A 21462-nucleotide genomic window follows, 5' to 3' on the forward strand; every position below is an offset into this window, starting at 1 on the left:
GCCGTACAAGGCAGACAGGAGGCAGGACGTGGAACTCGCCGAATACGCGAACGTGCTGCGGCGACGCTGGGCGGTGATCGTCTGCACGGCGCTCGTCGGGGCACTCGCCGCGTTCGGCTACGCCTGGTCCACACCGCCGTCCTACACCGCGACGGCCAAGGTCTACGTGTCCCTGAACACCGGTGAGTCGACCAGCGACCTGCTGCAGGGCTCCACGTACGTGAAGAACCTGATCGAGTCGTACGCCGCGCTGACCGACATGCCTGTGGTGCTCGACCCAGTCGCGGAAGACCTCGGCCCGGACATCACCGGCCGTGACCTCGCCGGCGCCGTCTCCGCCGACTCACCGCTGAACACCTCGATCATCGAGATCAAGGTCGACGACGGCGACCCCGAACGCGCCGCCGTGATCGCCAACGCCGTCGCCAAGCAGCTGTCCCTGACCGTCGTCGACCTGTCGCCGGCCACGCCGACCGGCGAGCAGGCGATCGCGGTGACCACCGTCTCGTCGGCGGAGGTCCCGCAGTACCCCTCGGCGCCCCGCACCCGCCTGCTGGTGGCCGCCGGTGGCGCGGGAGGCCTCGCGATCAGCGTCGCGCTGGTCCTGCTCTGGGCGGTCGTGGACACGCGGATCAGGTCGTCGCAGGACCTCGAGGTCGTGTCGGAGGGCACCGCGCTCCTCGGCTCGATCCCCGTGGTCAAGCGCAAGGCCGCGCGCGTCCCGGCCACCCATGAGCCGCTGAGCACCCGGGCGGAGGCCTACCGCCGCGTCCAGACGAACCTGTCGTTCGTCGACGCGACCACGCCCGCCCGGGTCCTCGTGGTGACCTCGAGCGTGCCCGGCGAGGGAAAGTCCACGACGGCGATCAACCTCGCGTCGACCTTCGCCGAGAGCGGCAGCCGCGTGCTGCTGATCGACAGCGACATGCGACGCCCGTCCATCGCCACCGTGCTCGGCCTGGAGGACGCCGCGGGGCTCACCACCGCCCTGGTCGGACGGTCCGCCATGACCGACCTGGTCCAGCGGTACGGCCCGGGCCCGCTCGACGTCCTCCCCCTCGGACCGATCCCGCCGAACCCGCACCAGCTCATCGCCTCGGACGCCACGCGGGACCTGATCGCCGCGGCCCGCGCGGCCTACGACGTCGTCATCATCGACGCGCCGCCGCTGCTCCCCGTCTCCGACGCGGCGGTCCTGTCCACGATGGCCGACGGCGTGGTCGTGGTCGTCGGAGCCCGCCGCGTGCGCCGCCAGCAGCTCACCCAGGCGATGCGCTCGCTCGCCGGGGTCGAGGCGCGGGTGCTCGGCTTCATCCTGGCGTTCGCGCCCCGGTCGGGCCCTGGCGGTTCCTACTACGGCTACAGCACCAACCGGCGCCGGAAGCTGCGGTTCCTGCCGAGCCAGCGCCACCACGACACGCTCGACCTGCCGCCGATCACCGGCACGATCAGCGCGGTGCCCGGAACCGGCAAGGTACCGAGCGGGATCCCCGGCCCGGGCATCGCCCCGGTCCTGGGCAAGGCCCCCGGCCCGAGCGGCGTCCCGCGTGGTGGCGTCGTCCCAGGTCCCGACGGCATCCCCGGAGCTGACACCATCCACGGGCCCGGAGGCATCCCCGGCCCCGGCGCGCGGCTGACCCCTGGCCCCTCGCCGCGGCCGATCCCCCCTGTCGTCGCCGATCTCGGGACGGCCGATGAGCGAGCCGGGTGACGGCAGGACGCGCGACGTGCGCGTCTACAAGACTCTTCGTACGGCCCACCTCGAACGCGCTCTCGCGCTCACCCCGGCGGACATCCTGTACCAGGAGAGCCGTTACGACTTCGACGAGGAGCTGGTGGCGGAGGTCCGCCCGCAGCAGGCCGGTGACCTCCGCTCCGCGTGGCTCGTCGCCCGGAACGGGTACGAGATCGTCGAGATCAACGAGCCGGCGGCCATCGACTGCGTGCGCCGGTCCGCCGCCGTCCTCGCCGCGCTGCTCCTGAGCGACCTCGTCCGACGCCGCCGCACCCGGATCGTCGCCTACGCGATAGGCAACGTCGACCCGCGCACCCTCCCGAGACCTACCGCCTGGTGGCCGCGCCTGGGCAGGCGCCTGGACCTGATCCTCGCGCGCTGGATCTGGCTGCGGCTCGACCGGGTCGTGTTCGGCACGGAGGCCGCGCGCCAGCTCTACGGCACCGTCTTCGGCATCGCGGGCCGCCGCAGCCTGCGGTGGACCACCATCGAGGCGCTGCCCGCCGTCTGCGACTGCCTGCTCGACGGCGAGAAGACGCCGGGCCGCGTGCTGTTCCTTGGCGACCTCTCGGCCCGCAAGGGGTTCGACTCGGTGCTGGCCGCCTGGGCGACGGTGCGGCACCACTCGCCGGACGCCGTCCTCACCGTGGTGGGGCGCGGCGCGCTGCTCGACGACGCCTACGCGGCCGCACGGGCGGACAGCCGGGTCCGGGTCATCGCCGACCCGCCGCGCGACGTCGTGCACGCGGAGCTGCGGCGAGCCTCGGTGGTGGTGCTGCCGTCCCGCCGCCAGGCCGCGTGGCGCGAGCAGGTGGGCCTGCCGATCGTCGAGGGGCTCGCGCACGGCTGCACGGTGGTGACCACGGACGAGACCGGGATCGCGGACTGGCTCCGGCGCAACGGGCACGGCGTCATCCCCGCGGTCTCGGTGGGCGACCTGCTCGCCTCGGTGATCACCGAGGCCGCGGCGAGGCCGCTCGACGCACGCGCGGTGTGCGCCTCCCTGCCGCGTCAGGACTCCCGGCTGGAGGCCGACTCGTGGATGTTCGCGCGGGAGGTCATCGCCGCCGGTTCGGCCGACAAATCCGGCGACCGCCGATGATGTCCTCGCTACGCTGACGCCATGCCGACCACCGCCCAGCTGCTCGCCTTCCTCGCGGCGTCCGTAGTCTTCATCGCGCTGCCGGGGCCCAGCGTCCTCTTCGCGATCGGCCGCGCCCTGACGGTCGGCCGCCGGGACGCGCTCCTGTCGGTGACGGGCAACGCGCTGGGCCTGCTGGTCCAGGTGGCGTTCGTCGCTATCGGGCTGGGTGCGCTGGTCGAGGCGTCCGCCGCGGCCTACACGGTGCTCAAGCTGGTGGGCGCCGGCTACGTGATCTACCTGGGCATCCAGGCGATCCGCCACCGAGCCGACGCCCGCCTCGCCCTGGCCGCGCCCGACAAGACCCGCTCGGCGAGTCCGTGGCGCGCGGTCTGGGCCGGGTTCGTCGTCGGCGCGACCAACCCGAAGACCATCGTCTTCTTCGCGGCGTTCCTCCCGCAGTTCATGAACGACGCCGCTCCCGCGACCCCCCAGCTGCTGTTCCTCGGGCTGCTGTTCGGCCTCCTCGCGCTCTGCCAGGACTCGATCCTCGCCCTGGTCGCGAGCCAGGCCCGCACGTGGTTCTCCCGCAACCCGAAGCGCCTCGACCACCTGAGCGTCACCGGCGGCGTCGCCATGGTCGGCCTCGGCACCGGCCTCGCGCTCGAGGGAACGGTCGTCAAGGCCTAGCGCGGCTCGGCACTCAGGCCTGGCCCCAGAAGGCGTCCTCGGCTTCCTGGTCGGCCGAGAACAGCCACATCTCCACGATCTTGTCGCCCTCGACACGGAGCACGTCGACGCCCGACATCGACATCGCCACGTCCTCGCGCTTGCCGGAGAAGTGGACCGGGATCGCGGCCAGTGCGCCGTTGACCATCGGCTCGCCGGTGAACCGCAGCTCGAAGGTCCCCTCGGAGGCGGCCCCCATCCCGCCGAGCAGCGCGCCCACGGCGGGCCCGCCGGCGTGCGCGCCGGAGAAGCGGTTGCGGCCCGGCTGGTGCCAGACGATGTCGGCGCCGAAGAGCGCGGTTCCCGCCGGGATGTCGCCGACGGACATGGCCTCGTAGTACTGCTGGGCGATCACGGCGGTGCTGGACTCGGTCATCAGACTCTCCCTTTGTTGTCGTTCCTGCTTCCCGCCTATAGTCACTATCCGAAACCAGTCACTACAACGTAACCATCGGAGCACTGTGACCTATGTCATACGAACCTGACTGGAACGTGCTCACGGTGACGTGCCCGTCGCGCACGTCGCTGGCACGGATCGCCAACAAGTGGACGGCGATGATCGTCATCGTGCTGTCTCGGGGCCCGGCCCGCTTCGGGGACCTGAAGAGCGCGGTCGAGGGCATCAGCGGAAAGGTCCTCACCGAGACGCTGCGGGAGCTCGAACGCGACGGGCTGGTCAGCCGGCACGCGTTCGCAGAGGTCCCGCCCCGGGTGGAGTACGAGCTGACCGAGCTGGGGCGCACGCTGCAGGAGCCGCTGAGCGCGCTCGGGCAGTGGGCCGAGGCACACACCGCCGAGGTGCTGGTCGCGCGGGACCGGTACGACCGGGCGTAGCGACTATTTGCCAGCCCTGACGCCGGCCAGATGTTAGTGTCCGGCCAGTCGGCGTCGGCGTGGCGCCCAGCTCTCGGAGGTCGTCATGGTCCGGATCGACGTGCAGGGCGCCAGCATCGACCCCTTCCTCGACGACGGGGACACGTTCACGTCCGTCTTCAACGCCCTGTTCATCATCATCCCGGTCATCATCGTCGGGATGGTCGTGCTGATGATCGTGCTTGCGGTCCTCAACGCCCGGCGCCTCCGGAGCAAGGGCATCAACCCCCTGGCCACGGAAGCGGAGATCGTGGCCGACGCCGTGCGCGGTTCCGCGGCGCAGCGATCCGCCGCTCAGCCCGTGGCACGCCCCGCGCAGACGCTCGAGGCACGGCTGGCGGAGATCGAGCAGCTGCACGCGGCGGGCAAGATCACGAGTGCCGAACGCGACGCCGCGCGGGCATCCGTGCTCGGCACCCTCTGACGGCCACCCGGCGTCGGCTCAGCCGGCGGTCAGGCCAGCCGGCTCAGCAGGTGGACGGTGACGGTGTCGCCTGCCTGCTTGTCGATCTTGCGGCGTAGGTCGGCGGCGACGGGGAGCTTGTGCGTGCCGTCGCCGAGCGCCATGAACGAGCTGGTGAACGGGACGCCGTCGACGGTGCCGGTGACCTTGACCAGGCCACGCGTGCCGAAGTAGTCGGCCGAGCCGTCGAGCTTGAGATAGGTCCAGCCGCCCTTCGCCTCGCTCCGGAGCAGCACTGCGGTGAAGGTGCGGTCGAGCGGGCCCGCGCTGGTGGCTTCGTTGGTGGCTTCGGACATGTTCGGACTCCTTCGGATCAGTGGATCAGTGGATGAGCCCGATGGCGAGCGCCACGAGCATGAGCTTGAGCAGCCAGTCCCCTGCGTGGATGGCGGCGGTCTGCCACGGCACGCGTTCCCAGATGATCGAGCCGGCGAGCAGCACGACCGGGAACGCCACCCACAGCACGAGCGCCAGCAGCAGCGACGAGGGCAGTGCCAGCAGGTCGCTCTGCGCGGCGATCCAGGCGAAGCCCGCCCCGACCACGGCGGTGCGGACCAGCTCGGTCACCACCTTCCACGGAGCCGGGCGGCCGCGGTCGAGGGCACGGTCGCCGAGCGCCCGCTGCTCGAGCGGGGTAGTGACGACGTAGTAGACGGAACTGAGCACGAACGCCGCGACGGCGGCGACTGCGATACCCCACACGATCATGACGATCCTCCTTTTAGTACTGACCAGTACTGTAGCCCGGCACAGCGAGTACCGTCCAGTACTATTTTCGACGTGACCACCTCAGCCTCCCCCGCCCGGCGCCGTGGCAGGCCAGGCGGCAGCCAGGGCACCGACCTGCTCGCCATCGCGCGCGACGTCTTCCTCACGCACCAGTACGCCGGCGCGACGATGGACGCCGTGGCCGCGGGGGCACGGGTCTCGAAGCAGACGCTCTACCGGCAGTACCCGTCCAAGGAGGTCCTGTTCGGAGCCGTCGTCCGGGACTGGGTCGACCGTGGTCGCGACGCGATGAGGCCGCACCTGCAGGCGCTGATGGAGTCGGAAGACGTCCGGCAGGGGCTGCTGGAGCTCTCCCGGATCCTCCACGCCGGCGTCCTGAGCCCCCCGGTGCTCCAGATGCGGACACTGATCGCCGCCGAGGCCGAACGGTTCCCCGAGGTGGCCGCCGACTACGTGCGGCGCAGCTGGGACCACAACCAGGGCCTCCTCGCCGAGGCCCTGCGGCATCTGGGCGCACGCGGCCTGCTCCGCATCGACGACCCGGCCGTCGCCGCCGAGCAGCTCACCTGGCTCGCTCTCGCCGCACCCCTGAACCGGCTGACCCTCACGGCCGGTGCCGCCCGCTACAGCGCCGCGGAGCTGGACGTCATCGCGCGTGAGGCCGTCACCACGTTCCTGGACCGCTACGGGGCGCGCGACAGCGCTGCATGAGGCCACCAGTGGTGGCGGCCGGACCGCGCGACGTCAGCGCCGTGGGACGTGCTCACCCCGACGGAGCCACTCCGGGGCGACGTAGAGGTAGCGCAGCGGGCCGGAGGCGGTCCACCCGTGCAGGAGCCGCGAGAGCGCGATCGCGATCGCCGCGGCGACCGGCACCACGAGAAGGCCGACGACGTCCGGCAGGACCGTCGACCCGGTCAGCGCGAAGACCAGCGACGAGCCCAGGATGATCACGGGCGTGTGGCCGAGGTAGACCGGCAGCGTCGCAGCCCCGATCCGCACCAGGCCGGCGCTCCGGGCGAGGAAGGTCCCCAGTGCGACGCCGGCGAGGATCCCGACGACGCACAGGGCGAAGTACACCCCGACGAAGGACCGGAGCCCCGTCGTCTCCACGACGGCGGCCAGGACGGCCCAGCCGGCCAGCAGGCCGGTCCGCACCGGCCAGGGCGTCCGGGCGAACGCGAGCAGCAGCCCGCGCAGGTGCATGCCGCAGACGAAGAACACGTAGTACTTGAGCGCGCCGTTCCAGCCGACGTTGCCGAGGTCGAAGCCGTCGGTCAGCGCGATGACCGACGGGACGGCGGCGGCGAGCAGGTGCCAGCGCCAGTCGACGGACCGCAGGAGCCGCGCGGCGACGCAGAAGAGCGCGAGCGCCCAGATGAACCACAGCTCGAACTGCGGGCGGACCGGCGACAGGAGCAGGTCGCGCAGCATGGGGCCGAACCCGAGCGGGGTCCCGCGCAGGGCGAACCCGATCAGGTAGCACGCCGTGCCGATGGCCTCCCAGATCACGAAGACCCACAGGTAGAGGCTCAGCCGGCGGTCCCACAGCGCACGCCACGTCGTCCCGACCGGGGCCACCACTCCGATGCGGTAGGCGAGCATGCCCGAGATCACGAAGAAGAACGGCATGCGCACGGAGGACACGTAGTCGTTGAGCTGCTCCCACCCGGCCACCTCGAACCAGCGCGCCGCGTGGTACAGCACGACCAGGAGTACCGCGATCCCCCGGCCGGCGTCGATCCAGACCTCACGGCCGGGAGTGCCGGTCATTCGTCCGTCCGCCTCTTCTGGAGGGCCAGGGGCGCCATCAGCGCCACGGCGAGGACGAGCACGGTCAGCGCGCTCTCGAGCGGGGCGAACAGCAGGTTCCAGATCGACTTCACGCCGAGGAACAGCAGCAGCGCGGAGGCCGCTCGTCCTGTGGTGAGCACCGCCGTGCGCGTCACGAGGAAGACCAGCAGCACGACGGCCAGGGCAAGTCCGGGGATGCCGCACCAGGCCCACAGGTCGCCGATCACCGAGTGCACCTCGAACCCGCTGCCGAACATGTAGTTCTCGACGTACCCGTTGTTCGGGTCGTACCCGATGGCGGACATGCCGGACTTGGCCACGAGGACGTCGGTCATGTTCGGGACGGCCCCGCCGCCGAACCCGCCCGGCGACTCGGCCATCAGCGCCAGGGTGGCACCGATCTCCGGCCTGCCACCGGTGATCAGGGTGCCCGACGTCGACAGCTGGAGCTCGGTACGGAGCTGCGCACTCTCGCCGAGCGCGCCCTCCAGGATTGCGGCCTGGACCGAGAGGTACGTTCCGAACGCGAGCATCCCGAACAGGATCAGGGTCCGGATTGCCGCGAGCTTGGACGACGCCGGTCTCCCCCACGACTGCCATACGACGAGCAGCGCGACCAGCAGCAGGATGGCGCTCGTCGAGCGTCCGCCGTTGAGCGCGGAGACGCCCGCGAGCGCGAGCACGGCGATGACGTCGAGCCACCGTCTGCGCCACCGCGTCACGATGGCGAGGACGATGACGGTGACCGGCAGCGAGAAACCGAAGCGCCAGGGGTTCTCGGCGAACGTGCCGCCGGCCGGGTTGATCCCGAGCAGCAGCCCGATGCCGAACACGGCTCCCACCACCCCTATCGAGGAGCGGCTGCGCGCCCACAGGACACAGACGATGCCGCACACGAGCCCCAGCACGCCGAAGACGGACTCCAGGAGACCGGCGGTGGACACACCCCGCGTGTCGCTGTGCCAGAGCGTGAGCCAGACGCTCCCGGTCGCCGAGGCCACCCCCAGCACGACCATCCAGGTGATCCACCGGGAGCTGCGCACCCACGGCACCCACAGCGGCAGGAGCACCACGGTGAGCGCGAGCCCTGCGGTGAGGCCGAAGGACAGGTCGAAACGCATCCCCGTGAGAACGAGGCAGAGCAGCGCCAGCCACGTCGTAGCAACGCCCCAGCCCTCCCGCCCCGGAAGGGACGGGAGGGCCGGGGTCGTCTCGACGGGGCTCGACGTCACGGCGCGGGCGGTCCAGCCCACAGGTCGTCGAGCCGGACGATGTTCGCACCGGTCGTGACGCTGCCCGCGTTGCTCACCGCGTAGCCGACGCCACCGGCGTCCTGCAGCTCGGGTATCGAGTTGGTCGCGGTGAGCTGCCAGGCTGCCGGCTCGGCGGTTCCTGCCCTCCACACCTTCGCCCGGATCGTGGTCGGCGCCGAGCCCGTGACCTGCATCCGGACGGAGAGCTTCTCACCGGCAGCGGCCGTGAGACCGGTGATGTTGGCGGCGGCCAGCGTCGTCTCCGTGGACTGCAGGGAGACGAGCTGGAGCTGGACCGCCCCGGTCGACTTGACCCAGACCTTCGCCCGGTACTCGCTGCTGAACCCGCCGGTGCGTCCGGTCAGGGAGACGAACGTGCCACCGCCGTCGGAGATCTCGTCCAGGGTGAGCGCGCTCTTGATCTCCACGTCCCCGACCGACACGCCCTGCAGCTGTGCCTTCCGGTTGCTCCCCGCCGCGGGGAGCGCCATGAGGCCCTCGCCACCAGCGACCGAGAAGTTCGACGCCCCGCCGGAGAGCGTCCAGGGACCGCCTATCGGAGCCTCACCCCAGGAGCCGGACACGGACCGGGCGAAGTCGTCGACGGCGAACTCGGCGGGCGCCGTCGCCTCGACCTGGACGGTGTCCTGATCGGTCGCACCGTCGGCGTCGGTCACCGTGAGGGTCACGGTGTACGTGCCGGGGGCGGCGTAGGTGTGGGTGGCCTGCGCGCCGGTGCCCGTCGCGCCGTCACCGAAGTTCCAGGCGTAGGACGCGAGCGGACCGTCGGGATCGGACGATCCCCGGCCGTCGACCTCGAGGTCGAAGCCGTGGATGCTCGCCGCGGCGTCCGCGACCGGCAGCCGGTTCGGCCGACCGCCGCTCACCGCGACCGTGTAGTGGTCCTGCACGGCGGCGGCGGACAGCACGGTCGGGTAGACCGCGACGTCGTCGATAGCGCCGGTGTACCGGTCGCCGCCCAGGAGGGAACGGTTGGGCCAGCCGCTGAGGGTGTCGGCCCCGATCCGCCAGTAGCCGTTGTAGGCCTGGCCTGAGGTGATGTCGGCCCGGTTGGCGACGCGGACGCCGTCGACGAAGAGCTGCATGCCGTTCGAGCCGAGCGTGCCGACCACGTGGTGCCAGGCGCCGTTGTCCACCCGGGCCGGGGACCGGAGCGTGAGCCTGCTGCCGCTGTTCACGCCGAACGAGAGCCGGCCGCCGGCGTCGACGTAGAAGAGCCGGTCGGTGGAGCTGGAGGTACCCGTGGCGCTGTTGTTGTTGCCATAGCCGACGATCCGGCCCGTGCCGGTGCCCTTGATCCAGGCCTCGACCGTGAACGTGTTCGGCGCGGGGGCGATATTGGCACTGCTGGCGACGAGCCTGCTCGACGAGGAGTTCTGGAACGTCGCGGCGGTGTTCGGGTCACCGGCGATGGCGCCGGCGGTGCCGAGCCGGACGGCCGACGGCACGGTGAGGTCCGCCCCGCCCGCCCAGTCGTAGGTCGGGGTCGCACCCAGTGGCTCGCCGAGGCGCCAGAAGTTGGCGGCGCCGTCCTGGATCACGGTGTCCGCGTAGTCGCTGGACGGAGTGCTCGACACGGTGACGGGCACCCAGTCCGAACGCTTCACGTTGCCCGACGGGTCGGTGACCGTCAGGCGGTAGCTGTGCTCCGAGCCTGCCGCGAGGCCGGTGTCCCGCGCGGTCCGCTTCTGCGGCAGCCAGAACTTGGTGGCGATCGTCTCCTCGAAGACTGGCGCGTTCGCCTCCGAGTCGCGGTAGATCCGGTACGTGAGGGCCTCGTCGTCGCGGTCCCACGTGGTGGTCAGGTTGATGCGGACGGAACCCCCCGAGACGGAGGCCACCGTCGGGTTGATCGTCGCGCCGGAGTCGACCGGGCCCACGTTGTTCGGGGCGCTGGAGCGCTTCGCGTACCGGACGATCCCCTGCTGCCCGACGCCGTTCACCTTCGGGAACTCGCCGCCGTACACCACGTAGTCCGCGTTGCCGGAGACCGTCCAGACGGCCTGCTCCTTCCCGGAGTACGTCCCGACGTCGGTCAGGGGGTGCCAGGTCAGGAGCTCCGGGCGCGGTGTGCCCGGGTGGTCGGGGTATCCCCAGATGTCCTTGGTGTTGGTGCCGCGCACCTCGTTGATCCAGGCGGTCGAGTGGTAGAAGTTCCACGGGTTCGTCTGCGGGAACCCGCCGCTGTTGCCGCAGTAGTGCTTGTGGCTGGCGGTGTAGACGACGTTGCCCACCGGTGCCACGTCGTAGGTGTCGCCGTGGCAGTCCTCGAGCCAGATCAGCGTGCCGTCGGTCCAGCTCGCCTTGAAGGTGCCCTCGGTGGTGCCACCCCTGCCGTAGTGCCAGCCGACGCCGTACCAGGCCTCGCCGTCGGTCGCCAGGCGCAGGATGCTGGAGTTGTCTCCGGCGTTGCGGATCTCGGTGTGGTTGATCGGGAGGTTGCGCGTGGCGCCCGTGGCGGCGTCGAGCCACGCGATGCCGTAGCCGTTCTGCGTGTCGGAGTTGACCGAGGTGAACGTCCCGGAGATCGCGACGGACTGCTCGTCCGGCGACACGACGATCGACTGCACCTGCCGGTCGTCGACGACCGGCACGAACCCTGGGCGCAGGGCGCCGTTCGACGCGTTCACGGCCGCCACGCGGTAGCGCGTGGCGCCGTTGACGCCGCCGAACCACCCACCGAAGTAGACGGTGGTGTTGGTGGCCGCGACGGCCTTCGTGTTGCCGTTCGGGGTCGGGGCGAACGACGTGTTCAGGGTGCCGGTCGGCAGGTTGAACGCGACGATGCGGTTGCGGGCGACGCCGTCGACCGTCGTGAACCCGCCCACCGCGTAGAGCCGCGTCCCGTCCGGCGACGCCGCCAGGTCGGTGACGTTGCCGTTCAGCGTGTGGTTGAACGACGTGATCAGTGCGCCGGTCGTCAGGTTGTAGGCCAGCAGGTTCGTGCGGGGCACCTGGTTCGTGCCAGGAGCTGCCCCGGCTGGCCGGGCGTTCTGGAACTCACCGCCGACGTACACCGTGTTCCCGACGATGACCTGCTTCCACACGATCCCGTCGACCTGGACGGTCGGCAGGGCGTCCGCGGACACGGTGGCAGGATCATCGGCGACCGCTGCCGCTACCGCGGTGTCCGCGGGGGCCTGCTTGACGGCCGATGCCGTCGGCGCGGCCACGAAGGATGCGACCACGAGCGTGACGCTCGCGAGAACGGCGGATGCCCGCCGGCCGGACAGAGTTCGATGGGACACGACTACCTCACTGGGAGACAAGGTCCCGCCGGATCGCTGAGCCGCCGGGCGATATGGGACCTGTAGAACTGACTGCTCATCACGCTAATTGCGGACACGCCAGTCGGCGCGGTCAAATCGGGGTGAATCGCGGGTGATCTCGGGTGCCTCAGGCGCCCGTGAAGATCGCGATCGGCGCGTCGATCCGCGGATCGATCTCGAGCTCGACCTTGTCCTGGAACTCGGCCGGGACGTTGAAGACGAACACCCCGCGGGCGGTGTCACCGTCGCCGACCTCCGACTCGAAGGCCTTGCCGCCCGGCTTGAGCAGGGGCGATGCCGGGGTGCGGTCGGGGCCGTAGTAGGCGTTCACCACGACGGTCCGCAGATCGAGCGTCTTGCCCGTGCCGTTCGTGACGTCGACCGTGAACCGGAGCGCCGGGCCGCCCACCTCGCCGGGGGTGTTCGCCTCACCGGTCACCTCCTCGACCTTCGGCACCGCTACGGTGACGCCCCGCTGGGGCGTCACCTCGTCGCCGAACGGCACCGGGTCGAGCGTCTCGCGGGCAGCAGGTTCTGCCGCGCCGCCGGGCTCGGCGTCTGTCGGGTCGTCGCCGGCCAGATCATCGGACGGAGCGTCGCCGGGCTGCTCGTCGTCGCCGGCTCCGGACTCGCTCACCTCGGGATCGCTCCCGGCATCCGTTCCCGACGACGCCGTTGGGCTCGTGGAGGGCGTGTTACCGGCCGTCGGGTCGGCGTCGGACCGCAGCGCGATCACTGCCACGACGGCCGCGACCGCCAGGACGAGCACGATCACGCCGAGCAGGAGCCGACGTCGGGTGAGGAGAGAGGTTGCAGACATGATCTTTGGAGCGTAGCCGCGTGGAGGACCGCGAAGCCGGTGTTCTGGCGGAGTTCACCCCTGCCGCGCGTACGGCAGGAGCACCCTGCCGAACGCCGCGAGCAGCTCGCCCCGGGACCTCGCGAGCGATCGCCGGCCCCGCGCGTCCTGGGCGATGTCGCGCCGCGCCGCGCCGCGGGCTACCTGCAGCGCCCCGAGGATCCCCCGGGCCAGCCCCGCCGCAAGGGTGCGCGCCCGCAGCACGGCCCGCCGTCCTCGGCCCGGTGCCAGCATGAGCGCCACGCGCGCCGACGCGTTCGCGAGCCCCGCGGTGCGCGCGAGCAGGTAGGGGCGGGTGAGCCGGTCGACGGGAACGACGTCGGACACGACGGCCTCGGCGCACCAGACGATGTGACCGCCTGCGGCGGTCAGCGCGCTCGTGAAGAGCGTGTCCTCGCCGCCCGAGAGCCCCAGGGCGGGATCGAACGCGAGGCCCGCCCGCCGGACCACCCGCAGGTCGAGCAGGAGGTTGTTCGTCGCGGCACTCCTGACCTGGTCACCGGTGCGGAGCCCGCCGCGGTGGGCGCGGTCGTAGAAGCCGCCGGCGACGACCCACGGTTCGGGCTCGGCCGCGTACCGGGACACCACGGGCCCCGCGACGGCGGCAGCTCCGGTCGCGCGGTACGTCGCGTGGAGGGCGTACAGCCAGTCGGCGTGCGGCAGCTCGTCGTCGTCCACGAACACGAGCAGGTCGTGATCGTCCGCGGCGCGCAGCGCCCGGTTCCGGGCGGCGGAGATGCCAGGCTCGGGCTCGACGACGGCGGCCGCGCCGAGCCCGGCCACCGCAGCCGCGCCGGCACCTGCCGGATCGTTGTCGATCACCAGCACGCTCGCCTCGACGCCTTCGGCCCGGCGCGTCAGGTCACCCGCCTGATCCACGAGCAGGGGGACGAGTGCCGCGATCCGCTCCGGGCGCCGGTAGGTGAGCACGGCGACAACCAACCGTTCCGTCCGAACTTCACCCACCACAATCACCCCTTCCCAGGCACCACTACGGCTGATCCGGCAGTTACCGTAGCGTGGCCCGCCCCCTTGATCCTCTGGAGAGCCGAGACTCGTGCAGCAGGTTCACCCGCGCGTCCTGATGAGCGCCTATGCGTGTGGGCCCGGTGACGAGCCGGAAGCCGCAGCAGGCTGGGCGTTCGCCCGGGCGGCGGCCAGGTCCCACCGGGTGCACGTGATCACCCGGCACAGGTTCGCCCCCGCGATCACAGCAGAGCTCGCGAGCGAGCCGGAGCTCGCCGAGCGCCTGACCGTCGAGTACCTCGACCTGTCCGACCGGGTGCTCGCCCGCAAGCGCCGCGGCAGCGACGTGTACTGGTACTACGCGCTCTGGCAGCGCGCACTGGCCCGGCGTGCCGCCGAGCTGCACCGGGCCGTGCCGTTCGACGTCGGCCACCATGTGACCTTCGCGAACGACTGGCTGCCCTGCGGTCTGGCGCGGGTCCGAGACCTGCCCGTCGTCTGGGGTCCGGTCGGCGGCGCGAGCGTCATCCCCCTGCGCCTGGTGCGCTGGCTCGGGCTGCGTGGAACGGTCACGGAGCTGCTCCGCGGCGTGCTCACCGCGCCGCTGCGGGCCGTGTGGGGCGACGCCGCCGCCCGGCGTGCGACCGTCGTCGTCGCGCAGAACGAGGACGTCGCGCACCGGTTCCGCCGGGCCCGGCACGTGGTCGTGGAGCCGAACGCCGCGCTCGACGACGATCTGCCGGACCGCGCCCGGCCGGCTCGGCCCGGACCGGAGCGCGAGTCCGCTCCGCACGCTCGGCGCGCAGTGTTCGTCGGCCGGCTGCTGGCCTGGAAGGGCGGGCGGCTCGCGATCGAGGCGCTCGCGCGTACCCCCGGCTGGGAGCTGCACGTCTACGGCACGGGGTACGAGCGCCCGGCGCTCGAACAACTCGCCGGACGGCGGGGTGTGACCGATCGCGTCGTCTTCCACGGGCACCGGCCGCGGGCCGAGGTCCTCGACGCGATCGCCGGGTGCGACGCGATGCTGTTCCCGTCGATGCACGACCAGGCCGGCTGGGTGGCGGCCGAGGCGAGCGCCCTCGGGCGCCCCGTGGTGTGCCTGCCGCTCGGGGGCGTCCCGCTCCTGGCCGGCTCCAACGCCCGGCCTGCCGATCTCGAGGGCGACGTGGTCGGGCACCTGGCGGCCCGGCTCGCCGAGGCCGCCACCACCCCGGGCACACCGTCCGGCCGGTGGTCCGTCTCCCGGCTGCCGGACGTCGTCACGCGCCTCTACCGGACGGCCACCGACGCCGCCGCCGTCGAAACCGGCGCACCCACCGGGAGCGCCGCGTGAGCACCGTCCGCGTCCTGACCTCGCACGGCGAGCCGCGGCCCACCACCAACCCGTACATCACGATGCTCACGGGGGCCCTGCGCCGGACGCCGGGTATGGAGGTCGTGCCGTTCTCCGCGCGGGCGGCCCTGCTCGGGCGGTACTCGGTGGTGCACCTGCACTGGCCGGAGACGATCCTCGGGCTCGGTGGACGGCGGTTCACGGGCCGCCTCGTGCGCTGGGTGCTCGCCGCCCTGCTCCTCGCGAGGCTCACGATCGCCCGCACGCCAGTGGTCCGCACCGTGCACAACGTCGAGCTGCCGGCCGACGCCAGCGGCGCCCAGCGGCTCCTGCTGCGCTGGTTCGACCGGCTCACGACGCACCGCATAGTGCTGAACGACCGCACCGAGTGCTCCGGGCCGAGCACCACCATCCCGCACGGGCACTACCGCGACTGGTACACCGGCCCGCGCTCGCCGATGGTGCCCGGCCGGCTCCAGTACGTCGGCCTCGTCCGGCGGTACAAGGGGGTCGAGGGGCTGGTCGAGGCGTTCCGGTCCGTCGCCGATGACTCACTCACGCTCGACATCGCGGGTGCCGCGTCGTCCCAGGAGCTCGTGGTCACCGTCTCCGCCCTGGCCTACGACGACCCGCGGGTCAGCCTGCGGTTCGACTACCTGTCGGACGACGATCTCGTCGCTGCGGTGACCTCTGCCGAGCTCGTCGTGCTGCCCTACCGGTTCATGCACAACTCGGGGACGGTCCTGGCCGCGATCTCGCTCGACCGACCGGTCCTCGTCCCGGACACGCCGGTCAACGCCGACCTGGCGGCGGAGGTCGGGCCGGGCTGGATCCACACCTTCACCGGGGACCTGACGGGCGAGGCCATCGAGGCCGCCCTCGCGGCGGCCCGGGAGCCCCGCGCCGCGTCCCCGGACCTGAGCGCACGCGAGTGGGACGACGCCGGGCAGGCGCACCTGGCGATCTATCGCCTGGCGCTGTCACGTGCGGGGTCCCGCGAGCGGTCTGCCGCGCCCCGCTCCAGGGCATCCTCGTGAGCACGGCCCGGGTGGGCGCGCCCTGGCGCTCCGTCGGCAACAGCGCGGTCGTCCAGGTGGTCGTGACCGGCCTCTCCGGACTGCTCGGGATGGTGACCGCGCGCCTGATCATCGAGCAGTTCGGTGTCGCCCAGTACGCCCAGTACGGGCTCCTGACGTCCCTGCCCGCGCTGATCCCGTTCGCGGACCTGGGCGTGGCCGCCGTGGTGGTCAACGCCATGGCGTCGACGGACCGGGTCGACACCGACCTCGTCGTGCGCAGGACGCTGACCAGTGCCTTCCGGGTGATGCTCTGCTCGGGCCTCGTGATCGCCACCATCGGCGCCCTGCTCGGGCTGCTCGGCTGGTGGCCGATGCTGCTCGGCCCCGGGCTGCTCGACGGCGGCGCGGCCACCGCGACGTTGTGCGTAGTGATCCTCGGCCTGGCGCTGCCGCTCGGCGTCGGCGCGCGGATCCTGGTGGGGCTCGGCCGCAACGCCCTGCAGATCGCGCTCACCGGGCTCACCGCGCCGCTGGTGATGGCGGGCGTGCTCCTGGTCCTGCTGACCGGGAACGGTTCGGGCACCTTCCTCGCCGTCGCCTCCTACGCCGCGGCGGCCGTCGTGGCGGTGGTGCTGCTCATCGCCGCGTCCCGCCTGGTCCGGCCCCAGGTCGGTGCCGCGTTCCGGGACGTGCCACGGCTCCGGACCGTCCCCGGGGTCCCCGTGTTCGACACCGCGTGGCCCATGCTCGTGCAGATGATCTCGCTGCCGATCGCCATGCAGACCGGCCGGATCCTGCTGAGCCACCAGGGCACGCCCCTGGACCTCGCGCGGTACAACCTCGCGTCGCAGCTCTTCGGCGTCGTGCTCGCGGCGGTGGCGACGGCCGGCGTCGCGCTGTGGCCCCACTTCGCGCGGGCCCGGAGCCAGTCCGTCAAGGCCTCGCCCTTCCGGGCCACCGGGGTGTTCGTCGTGGCGGGCATCGTGCTGGCGCTGGTCCTGGCCGTCCTGCTGCCTGTGGTGGTCCCGCTCGTGACCGGCGGCGAGTTCGGCCTCACCCTGTCGATCGTCGCCGCGTTCGTCGTGTTCACGGTGCTGCAGGCAGCCAAATACCCCGTGGGCATGTACATGACCGACGGCCCCGGCCTGCGGGCGCAGGTGCTCCCGATCGTGCTGATGATCCCCCTGAACCTCGCCCTGAGCTGGTGGGCGATCCCGCACCTCGGCGCGGCCGGCCCCGTGTGGGCGACGTCGGTGTCCGTGCTGGTGTGCCAGGTGATCCCCAACGCGCTGTGGGTGCGCCGGTCCATGGCGCGGCAGGCGTGACCCGGTGCGCGTGACAGACATGACCCCGACGGATACGAGGAGCTGAACCCATGGTCGACGTCGGAGTCGTCTTCCCCGAGGGCCGGGGCGTGGCCCGCTGGGCCGAGCGCCACGCGGAAAGCCCCGTGCCCAGCCGCTGGCCGTACGGACTCGACGGTCTCGCGGCGCCCGGCCTCACGCTGACGGACCGCGAGGTCCCGCCCGCGTCCCGCCTCGCCACGCAGGCGTACGCCCGCGGGCTGGCTCTGCCTGCGCTCGGCGGTCCGCAGGCGGATCTCGCGATCACCTGGGAGGAGTCGCTGGCGGTCGCCATGCGCTCCCAGGTGCGAGCCCGCCGTCACGCCTGCGGCGTCATCTGGGCGACCGACGCCGTCGAGGCGGGCGCCGCGACGCCCGCGATACGCGCAGCGCGCACCGCGCTGCGGAGCATGGATGTGCTCTGGACCCTCGCCCGCCCGCAGGTCGAGCAGGTGGAGGCCTGGCTGGGCAAGAGCCACCCGCCCGTCCACCACCTGCCGTTCGGGGTGGACACGGAGTTCTACGCGCCGTCGCCCTACCCGGAGCAACCGCTGATCGCGAGCATCGGCGGCGACCGCGACCGGGATCCCGAGACCCTGTACGCGGCGCTGGAGCTCGTGCTGCGGGCCCGGCCCGACGTCCGGGTCGTCGTCGGCTCCAAGAGCACGCTGCCGGTGCCCGCGGGCGTCGAGCGGCACGAGTTCATCCCGCACGACGAGGTGCGCCGGCTGTTCGCGCGCGCGTCCGTGGTAGCGATCGCGACGCGCCCCAACTCGCACGTCTCGGGCATGACGGTGGCGCTGGAGGCCGGCGCGTGCGCCCGGCCAGTCGTCACCTGCGACACCCCGGGGATGGAGGACTACGTGCTGCCGGGCGAGACCGGCGAGCTGGTGCCCCCGGAGTATCCGGAGGCGATGGCCGCGGCAGTGCTCGGGCTGCTCGAGGACCACGACCGGGCGGCTCAGATGGGCCGGGCCGCGCGCGAGCACGTGGTCGCCAAGCACTCGACGACCGTCATGTGCGACGCACTACGCACGATCGCTCTCGGCTGACTGGTTCCGCTCGGGGCCGGCGAGGACCGGGGGAAGTAGTACGTCCGCGAGGTCTGTTGCTCTACGTAGACATCGTCTACGCAGAGCAACAGACTCCGGATTCCTACGGTTTCCCCCGAGGCCCGGCCATCATCAGCGCCTCCAGCATGCCCCGCGCCACCCCGCGCCACGGCCCGATCCCCTCGACGAACTGTCGCCGCCCGCCGCGCAGCGCCACCGCCCGCGCGGCTCTCGGCAGTGTGCGCCGCCACTGCCGGACATCGGCCGGGGCGAGGTTCTTGGCCGCGAACAGCATCCGGTTGCGGATGTCGTACCGGTAGTACGTCTCGCTCTTGGCCCGGCCCCGGGACTCCTGGGTCCCGCCCTCGTCGTGCACCACGTGCGCATCGTCGACCACCTCGAGCCGGGCCCCGAGCGCCGTGGCCCTCCACGACAGGTCGACGTCCTCCCAGTACAGGAAGTAGTCATCGTCGAACCCGCCGAGGTCGGCCCAGAGCTCGGCCCCGACGGCGAGGCAGGCCCCGCTGAGCCACGGCACGTCGTCGGGCGCGGTGGAGCGGCCGCTCATGGTGCCGTCCGCGCGGTGCAGGTAGGTGAGACCGCGGGAGTAGACCTCGCCGTCGGGCCGCAGGATCCGGGGGGCGACGAGCATCCGCTCCCCGGACCGCGCCGCCGAGGCGAGCGCCGCCAGGCCCGCCGGGTCGGTCCACGCGTCAGGGTTGAGGAACACCAGGACGCGGGACCCGGCTGCGAGCGCGTGCGCCGCGCCGAGGTTCGAGCCGCCGCCGAACCCGACGTTCGTCGCCGGCGTCAGAAGCTCCCAGCCCTGCTCGGCGGCCAGGCGCGTCACGGCGGCCCGCTCCCCCGCGTCGCTGAAGCTGTCCACGACGACCACCCGCACGCCGCTGTCCCCGACGGTGCGCGGCAGGTTCGCCGCGAGCAGGCCCGACGAGCCGTAGCTGACGACGACGAGGGCTACGTCGTCGAGCCCGCTCACAGCGCGCGCACCTCGCGGAACCACTTGACCAGCGCGAGCGCCAGGAACCCGAGGGTGCAGGCGGTGATCGCCGCATAGACCCACAGGAAGACCTGCGGCGCGCCGAGCAGCAGGAACGTCCAGCACAGCACGCCGTAGTCGGTCGGCAGCACCAGGACGGACCGGAGCCAGGGGAAGCGGCCCTCGGTGGGCGCCACCGACTGCACGCCGTGCGCGCGGCGGAGCTGGTCGGTGAGGATCATCGCGAAGAACAGGACGCTGCTGACGACGACCGAGACGAGCGGGACGACCAGCCAGACGAGGTCGACGACGTCGTGCACCACGAGGCCCACCGCGAGCGCCAGCGGGAGGGTCACCACCTTGATCGCGTCGACCACGTGGTCGAGCCACTCGCCCGCGGGGCTGCCGAGGCCGGTGAGGCGCGCGACCTGGCCGTCGGCCGAGTCCCAGGCGTAGCCGAGCACGAGCAGCAGGGTGACGGCGACGCCCTGGCCCCAGGAGGGCGGCAGCGCGACGAGCAGTGCGATGCCGCTGAACGTGAAGAGCGCGCTGACGCCGGTGACCGCATTCGGGGTCAGGCCGAGCTTGTACGCGGCCGCGGCGAGGTACCTGCCGATGCGGCGGTTCACGAACCGGGAGTATGCGGGCGCGCCGCGTGCGGCGCCCTTCTGCGCGCCGCCCAGCCGGGCCAGGACCGCGCTGTACGGCTCACGGAGAGTCTCAGTCATCGGATGCCACCGTTCCCGCCATCGTTCCCGACCATGCCCACTCGGGGGCGTTCCGACGTCGTGCGAGGCGCTTCGGCCCGGGCGTCCGCCGGGCAGCGAGGTCGTGGGCGAGCTGCTCGTAGCCGTCGGCGACGAGGTCCCAGTCGTAGGCGGTCGCACGCTCGGCGAGGGCCTTGCCCCGGTCCGCGCACCCGGCGACGTCGTCCTCGGCCTCGGCGAGCCGCGCGGCGACGTCGGCGGGCGTGCGGAAGTACCGTCCGGCGTCCCCGAGGACGTCGTGGTTGAACCCGACGTCGTACGCGGCGGTCGCCGTGCCGCCGCCGATCGCGCGGAGCAGCGACGGGTTGGTCCCGCCGACCGAGTGCCCGTGCAGGTAGGTGAGGGCCCCCGCGTAGAGCTGGTCGAGCAGGTCCTGGTCCCAGACGCCGCCGAGCAGGCGGACCCGGGGGTCGCTCGCGGCGAGGTCGGAGATCCGCCGGGTGTACCCGTGCGAGTACGGCGCGGAGCCGACGACCACGAGCGGGCGGACGGCGTCGCCGGCGACGTACCCCTCGACGATGACGTCGACGTGGTTCTCCGGCTCGAACCGCGCGACCACGAGGTGGTAGCCGTTCGGGGTCAGGCCGAGCTCGGCGAGGCGGTCGTGGCCCACGTCGGTGAGGTCGGGGGCGCCGTACGTGATGAGGCGGCTGTCCGCGCCGTACTCGTCGCGGTAGTAGTCGGCGATGCCCTGGGCGTCGGCGATCAGTGCGTCGGAGAGCCGCACGGCCGCCGTCTCGGCGGCGCGGTAGTAGCGCTGCCCGGTGGGGCCCCACTTGGCGCGCCGCCACTCCAGCCCGTCGACATGCGTCGCGACCGGGATGCGGGCAGCGCGCAGCACGGGCAGCAGCGGCGCGTTGGCCGCGTTGAACACGAACGCCACGTCCGTGCGGTGCCGCGCCAGGTGCGCCACCGAGAGCGCGGTGTGGCTCAGCGTCTCCAGGGAGCGCCGTCGCGCCGCGGGCAGCGTGACGAGCTCCGTGCCCAGGTACTCCGTGGGGGCCGGGCCCTCCGCTTCGGGACCACGACGGCAGTAGATCCGGACCCGATGCCCGCGCGCGGCGAGCCGGGACCCGATCTCCTCGACGGCCGTCTCGAACCCCCCATATCGGGCCGGGACACCACGGGTGCCGACCATCGCGACATGCAGGGGTTTCGGAGGCATGTCGGGAGCGTAGG

Annotated in this window: 21 protein-coding genes; 10 read left to right on the top strand and 11 right to left on the bottom strand. The window is 72.3% G+C overall.

The window, feature by feature from the left end:
• The first annotated feature begins 28 nt into the window (after nucleotides 1-28).
• Genes ACFO6V_RS11145 through ACFO6V_RS11155 form a run of 3 tightly spaced genes read left to right on the top strand, consistent with a single transcriptional unit; the run spans nucleotide 29 to nucleotide 3506 of the window.
• Nucleotides 29-1711, top strand: a complete 1683-nt coding sequence (locus tag ACFO6V_RS11145) for a tyrosine-protein kinase domain-containing protein (protein WP_377135292.1) — start codon at nucleotides 29-31, stop codon at nucleotides 1709-1711.
• Entirely contained in the window at nucleotides 1695-2837 is a 1143-nt protein-coding gene (locus tag ACFO6V_RS11150) for a glycosyltransferase family 4 protein (RefSeq protein ID WP_377135294.1), read from the top strand. Before ACFO6V_RS11145 ends, ACFO6V_RS11150 begins: the two co-directional genes overlap by 17 nt.
• 21 nt (nucleotides 2838-2858) lie before the next feature.
• The gene (locus ACFO6V_RS11155) at nucleotides 2859-3506 is read left to right on the top strand and encodes a LysE family translocator (protein WP_377135296.1); all 648 of its coding nucleotides are present in this window, start codon (nucleotides 2859-2861) and stop codon (nucleotides 3504-3506) included.
• 13 nt (nucleotides 3507-3519) lie between these two features.
• On the opposite strand, the gene ACFO6V_RS11160 is transcribed toward ACFO6V_RS11155, so the two are convergent.
• Nucleotides 3520-3921: a nuclear transport factor 2 family protein gene (locus ACFO6V_RS11160; protein WP_377135298.1), complete on the bottom strand. Its 402-nt coding sequence runs from the start codon at nucleotides 3919-3921 to the stop codon at nucleotides 3520-3522.
• Between the two features lie 92 nt (nucleotides 3922-4013).
• On the opposite strand from ACFO6V_RS11160, the gene ACFO6V_RS11165 reads away from it, so the two are divergent.
• Nucleotides 4014-4379, top strand: a complete 366-nt coding sequence (locus tag ACFO6V_RS11165; RefSeq protein ID WP_377135300.1) for a winged helix-turn-helix transcriptional regulator — start codon at nucleotides 4014-4016, stop codon at nucleotides 4377-4379.
• An 85-nt stretch (nucleotides 4380-4464) separates the two neighbouring features.
• Nucleotides 4465-4842, top strand: coding sequence for a hypothetical protein (locus ACFO6V_RS11170; RefSeq protein WP_377135302.1), 378 nt, complete (start codon nucleotides 4465-4467; stop codon nucleotides 4840-4842).
• Between the two features lie 29 nt (nucleotides 4843-4871).
• Here the strand turns inward: ACFO6V_RS11170 and ACFO6V_RS11175 are convergent, their stop codons facing one another.
• Nucleotides 4872-5177 (bottom strand): DUF1905 domain-containing protein, encoded by a 306-nt coding sequence (locus tag ACFO6V_RS11175; RefSeq protein WP_377135304.1) that lies wholly within the window; start codon nucleotides 5175-5177, stop codon nucleotides 4872-4874.
• Between the two features lie 25 nt (nucleotides 5178-5202).
• The gene (locus ACFO6V_RS11180) at nucleotides 5203-5589 is read right to left on the bottom strand and encodes a DUF1761 domain-containing protein (RefSeq protein WP_377135306.1); all 387 of its coding nucleotides are present in this window, start codon (nucleotides 5587-5589) and stop codon (nucleotides 5203-5205) included.
• Between the two features lie 72 nt (nucleotides 5590-5661).
• Between ACFO6V_RS11180 and ACFO6V_RS11185 the strand changes: the two genes are divergently transcribed.
• Nucleotides 5662-6321, top strand: a complete 660-nt coding sequence (locus ACFO6V_RS11185) for a TetR/AcrR family transcriptional regulator (RefSeq protein WP_377135308.1) — start codon at nucleotides 5662-5664, stop codon at nucleotides 6319-6321.
• Nucleotides 6322-6354: 33 nt separating this feature from the next.
• Here ACFO6V_RS11185 and ACFO6V_RS11190 read toward each other — a convergent pair whose 3' ends face one another.
• The 5 genes from ACFO6V_RS11190 to ACFO6V_RS11210 form a co-directional block, all read right to left on the bottom strand.
• Nucleotides 6355-7383, bottom strand: a complete 1029-nt coding sequence (locus ACFO6V_RS11190) for an acyltransferase family protein (protein WP_377135310.1) — start codon at nucleotides 7381-7383, stop codon at nucleotides 6355-6357.
• Nucleotides 7380-8636 carry a hypothetical protein gene (locus ACFO6V_RS11195; protein ID WP_377135313.1) on the bottom strand — a complete coding sequence of 419 codons (1257 nt, stop codon included), beginning with the start codon at nucleotides 8634-8636 and terminating at the stop codon, nucleotides 7380-7382. The genes ACFO6V_RS11190 and ACFO6V_RS11195 overlap by 4 nt, the downstream gene beginning before the upstream one ends.
• The gene (locus ACFO6V_RS11200) at nucleotides 8633-11926 is read right to left on the bottom strand and encodes a LamG-like jellyroll fold domain-containing protein (RefSeq protein ID WP_377135315.1); all 3294 of its coding nucleotides are present in this window, start codon (nucleotides 11924-11926) and stop codon (nucleotides 8633-8635) included. Before ACFO6V_RS11200 ends, ACFO6V_RS11195 begins: the two co-directional genes overlap by 4 nt.
• 148 nt (nucleotides 11927-12074) lie before the next feature.
• Nucleotides 12075-12767, bottom strand: coding sequence for a hypothetical protein (locus ACFO6V_RS11205; RefSeq protein WP_377135317.1), 693 nt, complete (start codon nucleotides 12765-12767; stop codon nucleotides 12075-12077).
• A 54-nt stretch (nucleotides 12768-12821) separates the two neighbouring features.
• Nucleotides 12822-13772: a glycosyltransferase family 2 protein gene (locus ACFO6V_RS11210; RefSeq protein ID WP_377135319.1), complete on the bottom strand. Its 951-nt coding sequence runs from the start codon at nucleotides 13770-13772 to the stop codon at nucleotides 12822-12824.
• A gap of 91 nt (nucleotides 13773-13863) precedes the next feature.
• Here ACFO6V_RS11210 and ACFO6V_RS11215 point away from each other — a divergent pair, with 91 nt between their 5' ends.
• From ACFO6V_RS11215 to ACFO6V_RS11230, 4 genes are read left to right on the top strand one after another with little or no spacing between them, the layout of a single operon-like run.
• Entirely contained in the window at nucleotides 13864-15105 is a 1242-nt protein-coding gene (locus tag ACFO6V_RS11215; protein ID WP_377135321.1) for a glycosyltransferase family 4 protein, read from the top strand.
• A complete protein-coding gene (locus ACFO6V_RS11220) occupies nucleotides 15102-16142 on the top strand; it encodes a glycosyltransferase (RefSeq protein ID WP_377135323.1) in 1041 nt (346 codons plus the stop codon). The genes ACFO6V_RS11215 and ACFO6V_RS11220 overlap by 4 nt, the downstream gene beginning before the upstream one ends.
• A complete protein-coding gene (locus tag ACFO6V_RS11225; protein ID WP_377135325.1) occupies nucleotides 16139-17449 on the top strand; it encodes a lipopolysaccharide biosynthesis protein in 1311 nt (436 codons plus the stop codon). The genes ACFO6V_RS11220 and ACFO6V_RS11225 overlap by 4 nt, the downstream gene beginning before the upstream one ends.
• 50 nt (nucleotides 17450-17499) lie before the next feature.
• Entirely contained in the window at nucleotides 17500-18519 is a 1020-nt protein-coding gene (locus tag ACFO6V_RS11230; protein ID WP_377135327.1) for a glycosyltransferase family 4 protein, read from the top strand.
• A 103-nt stretch (nucleotides 18520-18622) separates the two neighbouring features.
• Here the strand turns inward: ACFO6V_RS11230 and ACFO6V_RS11235 are convergent, their stop codons facing one another.
• From ACFO6V_RS11235 to ACFO6V_RS11245, 3 genes are read right to left on the bottom strand one after another with little or no spacing between them, the layout of a single operon-like run.
• Nucleotides 18623-19516 carry a glycosyltransferase family 2 protein gene (locus ACFO6V_RS11235; RefSeq protein WP_377135329.1) on the bottom strand — a complete coding sequence of 298 codons (894 nt, stop codon included), beginning with the start codon at nucleotides 19514-19516 and terminating at the stop codon, nucleotides 18623-18625.
• On the bottom strand, nucleotides 19513-20244 hold the full coding sequence (locus ACFO6V_RS11240; protein ID WP_377135331.1) for a CDP-alcohol phosphatidyltransferase family protein: 732 nt from the start codon (nucleotides 20242-20244) through the stop codon (nucleotides 19513-19515). Before ACFO6V_RS11240 ends, ACFO6V_RS11235 begins: the two co-directional genes overlap by 4 nt.
• Nucleotides 20237-21448: a DUF1972 domain-containing protein gene (locus tag ACFO6V_RS11245; protein WP_377135333.1), complete on the bottom strand. Its 1212-nt coding sequence runs from the start codon at nucleotides 21446-21448 to the stop codon at nucleotides 20237-20239. Before ACFO6V_RS11245 ends, ACFO6V_RS11240 begins: the two co-directional genes overlap by 8 nt.
• Between the last annotated feature and the right edge of the window lie 14 nt (nucleotides 21449-21462).

Source organism: Promicromonospora alba, from assembly GCF_042654905.1.
In the GTDB taxonomy this organism is placed as follows: domain Bacteria; phylum Actinomycetota; class Actinomycetes; order Actinomycetales; family Cellulomonadaceae; genus Promicromonospora; species Promicromonospora alba.

Coding starts and splice junctions, on each gene's coding strand:
- ACFO6V_RS11150 (WP_377135294.1), top strand. CDS start 1,695: ATGAGCGAGCCGGGTGACGGCAGGACGCGCGACGTGCGCGTCTACAAG.
- ACFO6V_RS11155 (WP_377135296.1), top strand. CDS start 2,859: ATGCCGACCACCGCCCAGCTGCTCGCCTTCCTCGCGGCGTCCGTAGTC.
- ACFO6V_RS11160 (WP_377135298.1), bottom strand. CDS start 3,921: ATGACCGAGTCCAGCACCGCCGTGATCGCCCAGCAGTACTACGAGGCC.
- ACFO6V_RS11165 (WP_377135300.1), top strand. CDS start 4,014: ATGTCATACGAACCTGACTGGAACGTGCTCACGGTGACGTGCCCGTCG.
- ACFO6V_RS11170 (WP_377135302.1), top strand. CDS start 4,465: ATGGTCCGGATCGACGTGCAGGGCGCCAGCATCGACCCCTTCCTCGAC.
- ACFO6V_RS11175 (WP_377135304.1), bottom strand. CDS start 5,177: ATGTCCGAAGCCACCAACGAAGCCACCAGCGCGGGCCCGCTCGACCGC.
- ACFO6V_RS11180 (WP_377135306.1), bottom strand. CDS start 5,589: ATGATCGTGTGGGGTATCGCAGTCGCCGCCGTCGCGGCGTTCGTGCTC.
- ACFO6V_RS11190 (WP_377135310.1), bottom strand. CDS start 7,383: ATGACCGGCACTCCCGGCCGTGAGGTCTGGATCGACGCCGGCCGGGGG.
- ACFO6V_RS11205 (WP_377135317.1), bottom strand. CDS start 12,767: ATGTCTGCAACCTCTCTCCTCACCCGACGTCGGCTCCTGCTCGGCGTG.
- ACFO6V_RS11230 (WP_377135327.1), top strand. CDS start 17,500: ATGGTCGACGTCGGAGTCGTCTTCCCCGAGGGCCGGGGCGTGGCCCGC.
- ACFO6V_RS11240 (WP_377135331.1), bottom strand. CDS start 20,244: ATGACTGAGACTCTCCGTGAGCCGTACAGCGCGGTCCTGGCCCGGCTG.
- ACFO6V_RS11245 (WP_377135333.1), bottom strand. CDS start 21,448: ATGCCTCCGAAACCCCTGCATGTCGCGATGGTCGGCACCCGTGGTGTC.